General features: G+C 74.0%; 11 protein-coding genes, 1 tRNA gene and 1 other RNA gene. 4 read left to right on the top strand and 9 right to left on the bottom strand.

The window, feature by feature from the left end:
* Nucleotides 1-17: 17 nt before the first annotated feature.
* The 3 genes from purD to ffs all read right to left on the bottom strand — a co-directional run bounded on the left by purD (nucleotide 18) and on the right by ffs (nucleotide 3,927).
* Nucleotides 18-1,280: a phosphoribosylamine--glycine ligase gene (purD, locus tag QQM72_RS24390; RefSeq protein WP_314222990.1), complete on the bottom strand. Its 1,263-nt coding sequence runs from the start codon at nucleotides 1,278-1,280 to the stop codon at nucleotides 18-20.
* 129 nt (nucleotides 1,281-1,409) lie between these two features.
* A complete protein-coding gene (locus tag QQM72_RS24385; RefSeq protein ID WP_314222989.1) occupies nucleotides 1,410-3,758 on the bottom strand; it encodes a DNA polymerase III subunit gamma and tau in 2,349 nt (782 codons plus the stop codon).
* Nucleotides 3,759-3,828: 70 nt separating this feature from the next.
* Nucleotides 3,829-3,927: signal recognition particle sRNA small type (gene ffs / locus QQM72_RS24380), an RNA gene on the bottom strand.
* Between the two features lie 71 nt (nucleotides 3,928-3,998).
* Here ffs and QQM72_RS24375 point away from each other — a divergent pair.
* A tRNA-Ser gene (locus tag QQM72_RS24375) sits at nucleotides 3,999-4,086 on the top strand.
* 426 nt (nucleotides 4,087-4,512) lie between these two features.
* A complete protein-coding gene (locus QQM72_RS24370; protein ID WP_028807083.1) occupies nucleotides 4,513-4,734 on the top strand; it encodes a hypothetical protein in 222 nt (73 codons plus the stop codon).
* Between the two features lie 365 nt (nucleotides 4,735-5,099).
* On the opposite strand, the gene QQM72_RS24365 is transcribed toward QQM72_RS24370, so the two are convergent.
* Nucleotides 5,100-6,443 (bottom strand): wax ester/triacylglycerol synthase domain-containing protein, encoded by a 1,344-nt coding sequence (locus QQM72_RS24365; RefSeq protein WP_314222988.1) that lies wholly within the window; start codon nucleotides 6,441-6,443, stop codon nucleotides 5,100-5,102.
* Nucleotides 6,444-6,769: 326 nt separating this feature from the next.
* Here QQM72_RS24365 and QQM72_RS24360 point away from each other — a divergent pair, with 326 nt between their 5' ends.
* Nucleotides 6,770-7,942: a macrolide family glycosyltransferase gene (locus tag QQM72_RS24360; protein WP_314222987.1), complete on the top strand. Its 1,173-nt coding sequence runs from the start codon at nucleotides 6,770-6,772 to the stop codon at nucleotides 7,940-7,942.
* An 86-nt stretch (nucleotides 7,943-8,028) separates the two neighbouring features.
* Complete coding sequence (locus QQM72_RS24355; protein WP_314222986.1) at nucleotides 8,029-8,520, top strand: acyl-CoA thioesterase; 492 nt, start codon at nucleotides 8,029-8,031, stop codon at nucleotides 8,518-8,520.
* Between the two features lie 31 nt (nucleotides 8,521-8,551).
* Here QQM72_RS24355 and QQM72_RS24350 read toward each other — a convergent pair whose 3' ends face one another.
* The 5 genes from QQM72_RS24350 to QQM72_RS24330 form a co-directional block, all read right to left on the bottom strand.
* Nucleotides 8,552-10,423, bottom strand: coding sequence for a copper resistance CopC/CopD family protein (locus QQM72_RS24350; protein WP_314222985.1), 1,872 nt, complete (start codon nucleotides 10,421-10,423; stop codon nucleotides 8,552-8,554).
* Between the two features lie 164 nt (nucleotides 10,424-10,587).
* The gene (locus tag QQM72_RS24345; RefSeq protein WP_314222984.1) at nucleotides 10,588-11,349 is read right to left on the bottom strand and encodes an SDR family NAD(P)-dependent oxidoreductase; all 762 of its coding nucleotides are present in this window, start codon (nucleotides 11,347-11,349) and stop codon (nucleotides 10,588-10,590) included.
* Complete coding sequence (locus QQM72_RS24340) at nucleotides 11,346-11,831, bottom strand: cupin domain-containing protein (RefSeq protein WP_314222983.1); 486 nt, start codon at nucleotides 11,829-11,831, stop codon at nucleotides 11,346-11,348. The genes QQM72_RS24345 and QQM72_RS24340 overlap by 4 nt, the downstream gene beginning before the upstream one ends.
* A complete protein-coding gene (locus QQM72_RS24335) occupies nucleotides 11,828-12,448 on the bottom strand; it encodes a GNAT family N-acetyltransferase (protein WP_314222982.1) in 621 nt (206 codons plus the stop codon). The genes QQM72_RS24340 and QQM72_RS24335 overlap by 4 nt, the downstream gene beginning before the upstream one ends.
* Complete coding sequence (locus QQM72_RS24330; protein WP_314222981.1) at nucleotides 12,441-14,507, bottom strand: penicillin acylase family protein; 2,067 nt, start codon at nucleotides 14,505-14,507, stop codon at nucleotides 12,441-12,443. The genes QQM72_RS24335 and QQM72_RS24330 overlap by 8 nt, the downstream gene beginning before the upstream one ends.
* Nucleotides 14,508-14,580 lie beyond the last annotated feature (73 nt).

Raw genomic sequence — 14,580 nt, 5'->3', positions numbered from 1 at the left:
CGTGCCGCGGCGGGTGGCTACGCGCCTGCCGCCGCCTTCGCGGCGATGTCCGTGCGGTGCTGCGAACCGTCGAGCCCGATGCGCCCGACCGCCTGGTAAGCGCGCTCGCGAGCCTCGGTGAGGTCCGTGCCGGTCGCGGTGACGGACAGCACGCGCCCGCCGGCGCTGACGACCGTGTCGCGGTCGTCAGCGTCGTACTTCGTCCCGGCGTGCAGGACGTACGCGTGCGGGGCGTCCTCGGCGGCCACCTCGGCGAGGCCGGAGATCGGGTCGCCGGTGCGCGGGGTGCCGGGGTAGTTGTGCGAGGCGATGACGACGGTGACGGCCGCGTCCTCGCTCCAGCGCAGGGCCGGCAGGTCGGCGAGGTCACCGGTGGCGGCAGCCTTGAGGACACCGGCCAGCGGGGTCTTCAGCCGGGCCAGGACGACCTGGGTCTCGGGGTCGCCGAAACGGGCGTTGAACTCGATGACCCGGACACCGCGGCTGGTGATCGCGAGGCCCGCGTAGAGCAGTCCGGAGAAGGGGGTGCCGCGGTGGCGCATCTCGTCGACGGTCGGCTGGAGAACCGTCTCCAGGACCTCGTCGACCAGCTTCGGGTCGGCCCAGGGCAGCGGCGAGTAGGCACCCATGCCGCCCGTGTTGGGGCCCTCGTCGCCGTCGAGCGCGCGCTTGAAGTCCTGGGCGGGCTGGAGCGGGACGACGCTCACGCCGTCGGTGATCGCGAAGAGGGAGACCTCCGGGCCGTCGAGGAACTCCTCGATGACGACACGCTCACAGCCGGCCGCGTGCGCCGCGGCGGCCTCCAGGTCGTCGGTGACGACGACGCCCTTGCCGGCGGCCAGGCCGTCGTCCTTGACGACGTACGGCGCGCCGAAGGCGTCGAGGGCCTCGGCGACCTCCTCGGGGGTGGTGCAGACGTAGGAGCGGGAGGTCGGCACGCCGGCCGCGGCCATCACGTCCTTGGCGAACGCCTTGGAGCCCTCGAGCTGCGCGGCCTCCTTCGAGGGGCCGAACACCGGGATGCCCGCGTCGCGTACGGCGTCGGCGACCCCGGCGACCAGCGGCGCCTCCGGGCCGACGATGACCAGCTCGGCACCGAGCTCGACGGCCAGCGCGGACACGGCCTCGCCGTCCAGGGCGTCGACCTGGCGCAGCTCGGCGACCTCGGCGATGCCGGCGTTGCCGGGGGCGCAGTACAGCGCGGTGACGGCGGGGTCGAGGGACAGTGAGCGGCACAGGGCGTGTTCGCGGGCGCCGCTGCCGATGACGAGGACGTTCACGTGGGTCAGCCTAACGGGCGGGGGCGGGGGTGTTTTGTGCGGGCTTCCGAAAGCCGGGAGGCACGGATGTCGTGCGTTCCTCCAAGCGGCAGGGCGCGGGGAAGGCGCCTTCGAGGACGGTGTCGCCCCCTACTCGTTGGTGAACTCCTCCACCACCGTCGCTCCGAGCTCGCGCACGATCAGCTCGTAGCCGGAGAGGGCCGACTCGTTGAGGTCGGGGTCGTCGTCCTCGGGGGTGTCGTCCTCCGGGGCCACCGGTTCCGGGGCGGGCGGACGGGACGGGGCTGGGGCGGACGCCCCGTGGGCATGGGCCGCCGCCGATGTCGACGACGGCGCGTGCTGGGCCGGGGCCGCGGGAGCCGCCGGTGCCTGGGTCGGGGCCGCGCCCGACGGGGCCGACGAACCGCCGCCACCGCCGTAGCCACCGGGGCTGTGGTGACCCCCGGGGCTGCCGTAGCCGCCGGGCGCACCGCCTCCGCCGCCACCGAGGCCGCCGGTCGGCGGGGGGCCCGAGCCGCCGGACGGGTCGATGACCGCGTCGATCTTCCACTGGACGCTGAACTGCTCGGCCAGCGCCTGCCGCAGCACGTCCTCGCTGCCGCTGCTCGTGAAGTTGTCGCGGGCGCCGGCGTTGACGAAGCCGAGCTGGAGGGTCGTGCCGTCGAAGCCCGCCACGTGGGCGTTCTGGCTGAGCAGGATCCAGGTGAAGCGGCGGCGGTTCTTGACCGCCTCCAGGATGTTCGGCCAGAGCATGCGGGGGTCCAGGCCGCCGGAGGGGGGCGCGTACCCGCCGGGCGCGGGCGCCGGGGTGGCTGCCGGGGCCGGGGGGCCGGCCGAGGCGGCGGGGGCGGAAGCGGGGGCCGGCGTCGCCGGGGGTCGGCCGCCGCCCGCGGGCGCGGCCGTGGGCCAGCCGCCGGGGCGGCGCCCGCTGCCCGCCGCGGTGGCGGTGGGCCAGGCACCGGGGGCGGGCTGGGCGGGAGCCTGGGGGCTCGCGGCCGGCGCCTCCTCCACCGGCGGGGCGGAGGCCGCGACGGGGGCGGGAGCGGAGGTGTGCGCCGGGGCGGGCGGGGCGGCCGGAGGCTGGGCGGGCGCGGGCGGCGCTGCCGACCGGTCCGGTGCCTGACCCGGTACGGGACCCTGCCCCGGACCCGGGCCCCGTACCGCGGCGCGGGCGGCGGCGGCCCCGCCACCGGGCGGGATCGGCGCGCCCCCGGCCAGGGGGGCACCGGCGTGCGCCTCGGGGCCGGGCACGTAACCCATCGTCGGCATCGCCGGCGCACCGGTCGCCGCCCCCTGCGCAGCGCCGCCCGGCGCGAAGTTCACGCCGCGCTCGATGCGGTCGAGGCGGGCCATGACGGAGCGTTCGTCGCCGTAGGCGGCCGGCAGCATCACGCGCGCGCAGATCAGCTCGAGCTGGAGACGGGGCGAGGTGGCGCCCCGCATCTCCGTCAGCCCCTCGTTGACGAGGTCGGCGGCGCGGCTCAGCTCCGCGGCGCCGAAGACGCCGGCCTGGGCCTGCATGCGCTCGATCACGTCGGCGGGGGCGTCGATGAGCCCCTTGTCGGCCGCGTCCGGCACGGCGGCGAGGATGACGAGGTCCCGGAGCCGCTCCAGCAGGTCGGCGACGAAGCGGCGGGGGTCGTTGCCCCCCTCGATGATCCGGTCGACCACCTCGAAGGCGGCGGCGCCGTCACCGGTGGCGAAGGCCTCGACGACGGAGTCGAGCAGCGAGCTGTCCGTGTAACCGAGCAGGGAGGTGGCCATGGCGTACGTCACACCGGCGTCGCTCGCGCCGGCGAGCAGCTGGTCCATGACGGACATGGAGTCACGCACGGAACCGGCGCCGGAGCGCACGACGAGCGGCAGCACGCCCTCCTCGACGGGGATGGCCTCCTGCCCGCAGACCTCGCCGAGGTAGTCCCGCAGCGTCCCCGGCGGCACGAGCCGGAACGGGTAGTGGTGGGTCCGCGACCGGATGGTCCCGATTACCTTCTCCGGCTCGGTGGTCGCGAAGATGAACTTGAGATGCTCCGGCGGCTCCTCGACGACCTTGAGGAGCGCGTTGAAACCGGCCGGCGTGACCATGTGGGCCTCGTCGATGATGTAGATCTTGTACCGGCTGCGGGCGGGCCCGAAGAACGCCTTCTCTCGCAGGTCACGGGCGTCGTCCACACCACCGTGCGAAGCCGCGTCGATCTCGATGACGTCGATGGACCCCGGCCCGTTCCTGGCGAGGTCCTTGCACGACTCGCACTCCCCGCACGGGGTCGGGGTGGGCCCCTGCTCGCAGTTCAGGCACCGGGCCAGGATCCGCGCGCTGGTGGTCTTCCCGCACCCACGCGGCCCGCTGAACAGGTACGCGTGATTGACCCGGTTGTTCCGCAGCGCCTGCTGCAACGGGCCGGTGACATGCTCCTGCCCGATGACCTCGGCGAACGACTCCGGGCGATAGCGGCGGTACAGCGCGAGAGACGACACGCTTACGAGGTTATAGGCGACCGCTGACATCGGGTCCCACGCGCGGACCCGGCACCCGGCCCCCACCGCACACGCAAGCGCCCCCCACGCACCCGCCAGAGCCGACCTACCCTTGCTGCCTTCCGGCCCTGGGGGAGTTCAGTCAGATAGCGCCGCGTGAGGGGCTGCGCACAGGCTACAGGATCCGAGCGGGGGGAACGAGTTCGCGAGCACTCCTCAACGTCTTGTATTGTTTGCCGCGGAGGATTCGCCTAGTGGCCTAGGGCGCACGCTTGGAAAGCGTGTTGGGGGCAACCCCTCACGAGTTCGAATCTCGTATCCTCCGCCAGTGCCTCACCGGGCACTAAGTCGAAGGGCCCCACCGTTCGCGGTGGGGCCCTTCGACGTTGCCCGTCCCGAACCGACCGCCCGTCTCCGATGCCGTCCCGTACGCCGTCCCCGTACGCCGTCCTCGCGGATGCCCGTCTCGTTCGACGGTCCGGGAACATCCGGTGGGGCGGCGTGCGACGCTGTGCGTCATGCTCATGACCCTGAGGCCGGTGCTCGCGACCGGCTGAGGTGGAGTGGGTTCCGAAGGTAACGGTCTGTGGTGGGGTCCCGCGGGCGCTTCGGCGGGCTCTCCGGCGAAGCACCAGGTCAGAGGCGCATGGCTGCCCGTATTCCGGCCGAGCTGATGATCGCTGTCCGGGTCTGTGACGAACAGCGGGGAAAGACGGCCGCTACGACTGGCGCATGCAGGCCCATACTGGAGGCAATGACAAAGCCATCGGCACCGAAGCGCTACTTGCCCACCAGTCCCTTCAAGGCCCCGGCCGCGCCGTCTCCGAAGCACTTCGAGGTGGGCGACCAGGTGACGCACGACATGTACGGCCTCGGCCGCGTGATCGGCATCGAGGACGGAATCGCGGCCCTCGTGGATTTCGGTTCGGCGCAAATGCGGATCTTGAGCCCGTACACCAAGATGAGCAAGCTGTAGGACCGCTGTGCCCGGTCACGGCACGCCAGGTCCGTTCGCGGCCCTGTAACGAATGGGAGACCTCTCATCGACCCGACCTCGCTGTTCTCCGCTCCGGAAGGGGCGACTCGCTATGCCACCGCGGCATCGCCGCCTCCGACGACCAACCCCTTCCAGGCCCCGGACTTCGGGGAGGACGAGATCTTCCTGATCGAGGATGCGCAGGCATCCCTCTCCGGCACGGGTGCGGCTCGACGCCAGGCGAGCTAACTCCGGCCGGTGACCGTGGCCCCGCAGTCGGCGGCCACGCGCCGTCCCGGTTCCGCGCATGCCGAAGGGCCCCACCGTTCGCTGTGGGGCCCTTCGACATGTGCGGAACCGGCGGGTCAGCGAGCCCCTTCGGCGAGCAGTGTCAGCTCGTCGAGGAACGCCTCCGCCAGCAGGCCGGCGTCCTCGCCGCCCGAGTTGGTGGCGACGCTCAGCGTGTGGCCCTTGGTGCAGCCGCCCAGCGCGAAGGTGGCCGTGTCGGCCGGGGGCACCATGGGGACGATGGTGAGGTGGCGCAGGCTGCGTCCGGCCAGGGTCTGGCCCTGCTCGCGCAGATGGACGTAGGAGCAGGCCGCCGGCGCGTACGCGGGCGCGAAGATCTTTCCGCCGGCCAGCGCCAGGGTCGCCCCGGGAACCGCCGCGAGCGTGCCCTCGACCAGCTTCTCGGCGGTGCGCCGGGGGCGGGTCACGGTGGTCAGCAGGCCGGTGCACGCGGTCAGGCGGGCCGCCGGGTCGGCGAGGGTCACCGGCGCGGGGACCCGGACGTTGGCGAACGCGTTGCCGAGGAACTCACCGCAGTCGTCGGGCCGTTCGTCGACCGGTACCGACAGCCACACCTGCCTCGCGTCCGGATCCCGGTCACCGCCGCCGGAGACGGAGGCACCATCGGATTCGGCGTCGGAGTCGGCGCGGGAACCGGAGTCCGAAGCCGAGAGGCAGGCGCGCAGGACTCCGGAGACCGTCGCCAGGAACACCTCGTTGGTGGTCGCCGGGCGGGAGGCGCCGGCCGCTCCCACGGAGACGGCCGCGCGCGCGGCCAGCAGGACGTCGGCGCGCAGCCGTACGACGGTGTAAGCGGGCTCCCGCGGGCCCCGGTGCGGCAGCGGCACCGCGCGGCCCGTGGTGAGCAGCCCCGGCGGGCCGCCCCCCGTCGGGCCGGGGCCGACCGTACGTCGCCGGGGGCCGGGCACCGCCAGGGACGCGGCGCCGTCCAGCGGCCCGCCGTCGTCGAAGAGGGCGCGCAGCAGGGTCGTCAGGGAACGGCCGTCGAGCAGGCTGTGGTGCATCCGGAACAGCAGGGAGAACTCCCCCTCCGTCGCCCCGCGCAGCAGGTGGAGGCTCCATGGCGGCCGGTCGGCCGGGAACGGGCTGTGGAACCACTGCCGGACCGCGTCCCGGAGGGTGAGGTCCGCGCTGTCGATCTGCTGGGCCAGGTCGTGGCCGTCCCGCCGCGCCCAGCGGTGCCGGCCGGTCCACCAGGCCAGGCCGGTCCGGGCGCCGCCGGGAGCGACCAGGGTCTGGGTGAGCCTGGGCAACGCCTTCCAGCGTTCCTCCACCAACGCCCGCAGCTCGTCCAACGACGGCGGGTCGCCCGCGAGGTCCAGGGCGATCCCGGCGTTGGGCGGGCCGAACGGCCAGCGGGCCATCCCCTCTTCCATCAAGGGCAGATGCGATCCGGGCATGAGACTGCTCCTGTCGTGGGCCGTCCGTGCCGTGGGCCGGTCCTGTCGTGGGCCGGCTGCTGACGGACGACGTCCTGTACCCCCAACGGCCGATCGGACCGGCGGTCACGTCCGACGCGTCACCGGCAGCCTCGCCAGGTACCCCGCAGGTGTTCCGCAGGTGTCAACGCACGGCCGTGGAGGCTCCCTGATGGGGTGACACTGCCGCAGGTTTGCGGTCACGAACGGTGTCCGTGCGCCTTTAATCGGGACTCCGCGTCCGCCGTCAGGGCGTCCCGTTCCCGAATCCCCCGCCCCGGCTCCGTGCCGGACAGGAGTTGTGTGTCGTGCCTGGTACTCATCCGAATCCCGCGCACATCCCCGCGCACATCGCCGTGTTCAACGTTCCGATGCACGGGCACGTGAATCCGACCCTGGGGGTCGTCGAGGAACTCGTCCGGCGGGGGCACCGGGTCAGCTACGCCGTCACCGAGGACTTCGTGCACCAGGTGAAGGCGGCCGGTGCCGAACCCGTGCTCTACCCGGACGCGGGGGACGGCTCGGACGCGCCGGAGGACATGGGCGAGGGGTTCGCGCGGGTCGTCGAAGTGGCGCTGGCGGCCCTGCCCGCGCTGACCCGGGCGTTCGGCAGGGACCGTCCGGACCTGGTGCTGTGCGACATCTACGCCTTCGCGGGCCTGCTGCTGGGGGCGCGGTGGCAGGTGCCGACCGTCGTGGCCTCGCCCACCCATCTCGCCTACGACGGCATCGTCCCGGAGTTCTTCGGCGTGCCCGGCCTCCCGCAACTGCCGGGCTTCGCGCGGCTGGCGGCCGCCTTCGCCGACCAGGGGATCGAGGCCGCGCGGATCCAGGACCTCGTACGGCCCGAACACGCCGTCGCGTTCTTCCCCCGGACCTTCCAGCGCAGGGCGGACACCGTCGAGGCACAGCGCGTCGCGTACGTCGGGCCGGCACTCGGGGACCGCTCCTACCAGGGTTCCTGGCAGCCGCCGCGGCCCGACGTGCCCGTCCTGCTGGTCTCGCTGGGCTCCCAGTTCACCCGGCGGCCGGAGTTCTACCGGTCCTGCGTCCAGGCCTTCGCCGAGCTGCCCTGGCATGTGGTCATGTCCGTCGGCGCCGTCCCGCCGGACGGGCTGGGGCCGCTGCCCGCCAACGTCGAGGTCCATCCGCATGTGCCCCAACTCGCCGTGCTCGCACACGCGGACGCCTTCGTCACCCACGCCGGGATGGGCGGCACGATGGAGGCCCTGCACTACGGCGTGCCGCTGGTGGCGGTCCCGCAGATGGCCGAGCAGCGGGTCAACGCCGCCCGGATCGAACACCTACGGCTGGGCGTCCACCTGCCGCGCGAGAGCGTCACCCCCGAGGCGCTGCGCGAGGCCGTCCTGCGGGTCTCGTCCGACCGGGACATCCGCGCGGGCGTGTCCGCCATGCGCCGGGAGATCGCGGCGGCCGGCGGGGCGGCAGCCGCGGCCGACCTGATCGAGCGGGCCCTGTAGACCCGCAGTCCCCGTAGCCCCGGCACCGGTACCGCGTACCGGCCAGGAGGCCGGGACCCTGTTCCGATGTTCCGAGGAGTGACACCTTGACCCTGACCCACGCCCTGGCGTCCGACATCCGCCGCACCGGCACCGGCCGCGCGCCCCTCGATGTGCCGGACTGCCGGCCGCACCTCTATCTGCGCCAGGTACGCATGAGCGACCTGGACTCCATGCACCACGTGAACAACGTCCGGCTGCTGGAGATGATCCAGGACGCCCATATCGACATGTTCTATCTGCGCCCCGGACTGCCCGGACAGGAGATCCGCCCGAGGTTCGTCTACGCACGCCACGAACTCGACTACACGGAGCCCCTCGTCCTCCAGCCGGAGCCGGTCACCATCACCACGACCATCGGTGACCTGCGCCGCTCGACCTTCCGCGTCACCAGCCGCGTGACCCGCGACGCCCGGGTGTTCTGCACCTGTGTGAGCACGGCCGTCGCCTACGACCCGGACGCCCGCTGCTCCCGTCGGCTCGAGGAGGAGGAACGTGCCCTCGCGGCCCGGCACGCCACTCCCGACCCGACGCGCTGACCGGCCGCCCCGCCGGGGGCGGGCCGCTGTCTCAGCGCACGATCTCCACCGGCTTCGACTCGCTCACCTGGTCGGTCTCCGACACCCGTACCGTCACCTTCATCTCCCAGGTGCCGGGCAGCGGCAGGTTGACCGTGTCGGCGGCCCAGTAGCCGCCCCGGTCGGTGACCTTGGCGTCGAGGGGGCCGATGTCCTGGTCGGGCAGGCTGAAGGAGACACGCAGCTCGGGGATGCTGACGAAGCCGCCGTCGGGGCCGTAGACCACGGCCTGGAGGCCGTTGTCGCCGACCCGGCCCGGATCGAGGGTGACCTGCACCTTGCCGCTGACGCCGCGGACACCGGGGGAGCCGGAGCCGATGGTGAAGGGGATGTTGGTCACGGAGGCCACGGGCAGCCCGGCGGACTGTTCCGCCGTGGCCGCCTCGGCCGCCGCCCGGCCCGGCAGGGTGCCCGTCAGGACGGTCGTGAAGACGAGGACCACGACGGAGACGACGACCTCGGCCAGCACGGAGCGGCGCAGCGCCCGGCGTTGGGCGTCCTCGGCCGGGGTGAGGGCCGCACCGGCCGGTGGCCTGGGCTTCCCGGGGAGCGGCGGCCCGCCCGCCGGGGCGTCGACCGTGCCGGTCACCCGGCCGTCCGCCAGGCCGTCCGCCGCGCCTTCGGCCCGGCCGCCCACCGGCTCCGGTACCCGCGTCGGGCCCTCCGTGCCGACCGAGGTCACCTCCACCGTCACGTTCCTCGCCGTCCTTTCCCTTGTCACCGTCCGCCGCGACCGGGCCCCCGCCAGCAGCAGGAGCGTCACGGCGACCAGCTTGGCCAGCAGGACCCGCCCGTACGTCGTGTCCGTCAGCGCGGCCACGGAGCCGAGGCCGCGCCAGGACTGGTAGACGCCCGTCACCACCAGGACGGTCACCGAGAGCCCCGCCAGTTGCGAGAAGCGGCCGACCACGCGCGACGGGACGGACGCGCGGTAGAACAGGGTGAGCAGGGACGCCAGGCCGCCCAGCCACACCGCCATCGCCAGCAGGTGCAGCACGGTGGACGTCATCGCCACCGGGACCTGGATACCGGCCGACGCGTGTTCGGCGCCGGCCCAGGTCAGGGCCAGGCACGTGGCCAGCGTGGCGCCGGTCAGCAGCGCCGCGCGGGACGGCCGCCGCCCCTGCCCGAGAGCCTTGCGCTGCCACAGCAGCAGGGCCGCGACCGCCGCGAGCAGCGCGAGGCGCGCCACCAGGGCCAGGCCCGGCCGGGTGCCCAGCGTGCGGGTCAGAACCGACGGGTCCAGCGCCTGCGCGGGGCCGGTGCCTGCCTCGTAGGGGCCGCGGAGCAGCAGCAGGAACACCGTCGATCCGGCGAGCGCCCACCAGCCGGCCAGCAGCAGCCTGCGCAGCGGCCGGACGTCCGGCGGGCGGCAGACGGCGATGAAGGCGGCCGTGCCGACGAGGAGCGCCGCGGCGAGGTACGCGAGGTAGCGGCCGATGTTGAAGAGGCCTCCGGTGGCCGGGTTCTCCACGGAGGTGCCGGGCAGGGCCGGCGGGGTCGCGGACGGTGTGCCCACCGAGAAGGTGAAGGCGCCGGCGATCGGGTGGCTGTCCGCCGACACCACGCGCCAGGCCACCGTGAACGTGCCGGTGCCGAGCTTCGCGGGGAGCTTGATCCGCGCGGTGTCGGCGCGGCCGTCCGCGTGACCCGCCCTGCCCGTGTCGACCCGCCGGTTGTGGGGGTCGAAGACGCGGAAGGAGTCGTCGAGGAGGCCTACGGACTCGGTGAAGGTGAGGGTGAGGGCGTCGGGGGCCGTCCTGACGACGCTTCCGTCGGCGGGATCGGCGCTGCGGAGGGCCGCGTGCGCCGAGGCCGGGCCGCCGCCGAGGAGGAGCAGGACCAGCACGGTGCCCAGCAGCACCAGCCCTTGAAGTCCCCTTCGGCCGCCGCCGGGTCCCCCGCTGCCGTACCGCCCACCACCGTGTCGTCCGCCATCTCGCCCTTCGCTCACGTCAGCGCTCCGCCTTGCCTGGGACTCGAGACTCGTGTGCTCGGAGATACGTACGCGTGCACGGGACATCCGGTTCACCACGTCGGCCGTGCCGACACCCCGCCGTCCACCACCAGATCGTGTCCGGTGATCCAGGACGCGAGCGGCGAGGCCAGGAAGACACAGGCGTCGCCGACGTCCTCCGGGCGGCCCAGCCGGCCGACGGCGGACGCCTCCCGCCACCGCCGCACGCCCTCGGGCCATGCCTCGGCCAGCCCCTCGCGGTCGATCAGCCCGGGCGAGACCGTGTTCACGCGGATGCCGTACGCCCCGTACTCCTGTGCCGCCGCCCGCGCGTGCATCACGACGGCGGCCTTGGAGGCGGCGTAGTGGGCGTGCCCGGGAGCCGGCTTCGCCGCTTCCACGGAGGCGATGTGCGTGATGCTGCCTCCGTGCTCCCGCATCACCTCCGCCGCCGCCTGCGTGCAGGCGAACACGCTGGTCAGGTTGGTGTCGACGACCGCACGCCAGTCGGCCGCCGGCATGCCCGGCAGGGCCTGCACCGGCTGTACGCCCGCGTTGTTGACGAGTGCGTCGAGCCCGCCACCCCACTCGGCGGCCTGGGCGACCAGCCTCCGGCACTCGTCCTCGACGGTCAGATCGACGCCGGCCAGGACGACGGCCCGCGCGCCGGCCTCGTCGGCGATCCGCTCGGCGAGCGCGTGGGCCGCCTCGGTCCCCGTACGGCAGTGCAGCGCCACCGCCGCGCCCTCCTGGGCGAACCGCAGCGCGATGCCGCGTCCGATGCCGCCGCCCGCACCCGTGATCAGGGCCACCCGGCCCGCCAGCAACGTCATGGACGGCACAGTTCCGTGATGAGGTCCGCCCGGTCCGGGTGCCGCGCCGTGAGGTCGGCCGCGTCGCCGTGCTCGTAGTCCCCGTAGGTGAAACCGGGGGCCATCGTGCAGCCGAAGAAGGTCCAGGCGCCCCCGGTGGCCACCCGCGCGCCCATCCAGGTGCGCGCGGGCACGGTGAGCTGCGGCCGCTGTCCGCCGACGAGGTCCGGGCCGAGCACCGCCGTACGGGAGGTGCCGTCGGGGGCGAGGAGCAGCAGCGTGAGCGGGTCGCCGAGGTAGAAGTGCCAGACCTCGTCGGTGGGCAGGCGGTGCAGGGCCGAGAAGTCGTCGGCGGTGAGCAGCGCGACGATCGCGGAGCCGGCGGGGCGGCCGTCCGGCCCCTCCGGGCCCGCCCAGGTACGGCGGAACAGGCCGCCCTCGCGGGGGATCGGCTCCAGGCCGTAGTGCGCGACGAGGTCTTCGGGGGTGAGCGGTGAGGTCACCCCGGGAACGCTACCTCCCGGCGCAGAAAGGCCAGCCGCGCCTTCTTCTCCGGCAGGTACACGTCCGGCAGGTCGATCTCCGGCAGCGTGACGACCGGCCCCTGTTCGAAGCCCTGCCTCACGAAGCGGGAGACCGCCCTCTCGTTGCGCACGTCGGGGTCCACCACGACGCGCGTCCGGTCCAGGCCGACCAGCACGTACGAGGCGAACGCGCCCATCAGCGCCGCCGACCAGCCCGGTCGCGCCCCGCGCCCGCCGGCCGGTGCGATGAGCACATGGACGCCGATGTCCCCGGGCTCCACCGGGTAGCACTCACCGACCCGGTCCTCGGTCGGCTCGTAGGTCTGCAGGAGGGCGACCGGTTCGCCGTCCAGCTCGGTCAGGAAGGCGTGATGGGTGTCGAGACCCGCCATGTGGGCGTAGATCTCGGCGACCTGGTCCCGCGTCAGACCGTTCATGCCCCAGAACGCCGCCCGCTCCTCGCTCACCCAGCCGTGGACGACGTCCGCGTCGCCCTCGGCGTCGAGCGGACGGATGCCGATGGTCCCGAACCCGTCGGCCACCTGCTCGTGCACGTAGACGTCCCGCGCGTTGCGGCTGTCCTGGCGGTCACTCATCGTCGCTCTCCTTCTTCAGATGTGCCCAGTCGGTGACGACCGGGGCCAGTTCGCCCCGGAGCCACAGGGGGAGCTGGTCGTGGTGGTGGGGGTGGTCGGGAAGGCCGGACGCGCCGTACGGGACGACCCACAGGCTGTCCTCGCGGCGGGCCAGGTCCCACACGTACCGGGCGGCCGGGCCCCGCGCGGCGAGGTCGGTCCAGCCGGGCACGGCCGAGGTGCACAGCACGCAGTCGTGGTCGCCTGCGAGGGCCGGGGCCTGCCGCCCGGGGTCGGGCAGCGCCTGCCAGGGGGCCAGGCGGTGGGTGTCGCCCCAACGGGCGGCGGGCCGGCCGGCGACCTCCTCGAGGGACTCCCGTACGAGTTCCGCCCGGTCGATGCCGTACAGCTCCTCGGCGCGCAGCAGGTGTTCGAGGGCGAAGCCGATGCGCGGGAGGAGGGCCAGCCAGGGGAGGAAGACCTCCGGGTAGGCGGGCGGCGTCGTGAGGGCCGCGAAGGCCGGGTGGGCGGCGAGACGGCGGACCAGGGCGCTGCGCAGGGCCGCGAACCGTGCCGCGTCCTGGCTGTCGGCGTCCATCCGGCGGTCCCAGCGCAGCAGGCGGTCGCGGAGTTCGGCGGCCGGGCCGGTCAGGTCGTCGAGGGCGGCCAGCCGGTCCAGCAGGGGCGCGGCGGAGGCCAGATGGGTGTCCGTGTGGATGGCCGGCATGTCGGACGCGGACCACCGCCGGCGCTCCGCCAGCAGCGCCCGGATGCGGTCGGCGCGGTGCGGCGGGGCGAACTCGACGCCCAGCTCCTCGGCGGGGCCCCGCTGGTTGGCCATCACCGCGACGCCGTCGGCCAGTCCCGCGCGGGGCATCTCGTGCCAGCCGGTCCACTCGTGACCGGGTTCCCAGGCGGGCACCAGCCGGGTGCCGTTCGCCTCGGCGCGCAGCGGCACCCGGCCCGCGACCCGGTGCAGCAGTCCGCCCTCGGTGTCGGCGGCCTGGACGACGTTGACGGGCTCGACCCAGAGGTCGAAGGCGCGGTCCACGTCGGCGACCCGGCGGGCCCGGAGCAGCGGGAGGAGCGCCTGGAAGCCCAGGTCGGCGGTGACGCGGGGCGGAAGGCGCAGGGCCAGCGCGAGCGGGGTGCCGTCGTCGAGGCCTTCCGGGCCGCCCGCGATCACCGGGCCCCGCTCGGTCTCCAGCACCTCCACCTCGACGGTCTCCTCGCCCGCCACGCGTACGAGTTCGGTGTGCCGGGCGACCCGCCGCCAGGCGCCGTCCGGGCCGAGCGCCTCGACGCCCGCGCCGGTGCGGCGCAGCCGTTCGCGGTAGAGGTCCTGGTAGTCGGCCATGGCGTTGGTGATGGCCCAGGCGACCGTGCCGGTGTGGCCGAAGTGGGCGATGCCGGGGACACCGGGGACGGCGAGCCCGACGACGTCGAACTCGTCGCAGGCCAGCCGGATCTGCTGGTAGACGCCGGGGTCCTCGATGAAGCGGTGCGGGTCGCCGGCGATGACCGCCTGCCCGGTGACCGTCCGCGTCCCTTCCACCAGCCAGCCGTTGCTGCCGGAGGTGCCGGGCCCGTCGGTGGCGAACAGGCCGACCGCCTCGGGGCCGAGGTGCCGGGCGGCCTCCTCGCGCCACAGCTTGGCGGGGAACCCGGCGAACAGGATGTGCGTGGCCAGCCAGACGGCGAGCGGGGTCCAGGGTTCCCAGCGGCCGGGCGCGAGGCCGACCCGGGTGAACTCGGGGGCCTCGCAGGCGGCCAGCCCCTCGTTGACTCCGTCGACGTACGCCCGGACCCAGTCGGCCGTCTCCGGGTCCCGTCGCACGAGTTCGTCGAAGCAGCGTCTCGCCGTGTCGTCGAGGCGGGCGCGGCGCACGAACCGGTCCCAGGGGAGGGCCTCGGAGCCGAGGAAGGACGCCGAGGTGCCGCGCGCCCTGTGCCGTTCGACCTCCAGTTGCCAGGCGCGGTCGCGGGCGGTGACCGATCCCTGGAGGCGGGCGAGGGCGTGCGCGCTGTCGGCACGCAGATGCGGGACGCCCCAGGCGTCACGGTAGATCTCGGTGGTCACCCTCTGGCCCTTCTTTGCTTTAGGTTAGGCTTGCCTAAGTAGATTGTGCGGAAATCGTACGCGAGGGGCGGGG

The organism is Streptomyces zaehneri (assembly GCF_032248645.1).
In the GTDB taxonomy this organism is placed as follows: domain Bacteria; phylum Actinomycetota; class Actinomycetes; order Streptomycetales; family Streptomycetaceae; genus Streptomyces; species Streptomyces coriariae.
The sequence above is the reverse complement of the archived record's forward strand: the minus strand, read 5'-3'. Positions and strand labels throughout refer to the sequence as shown.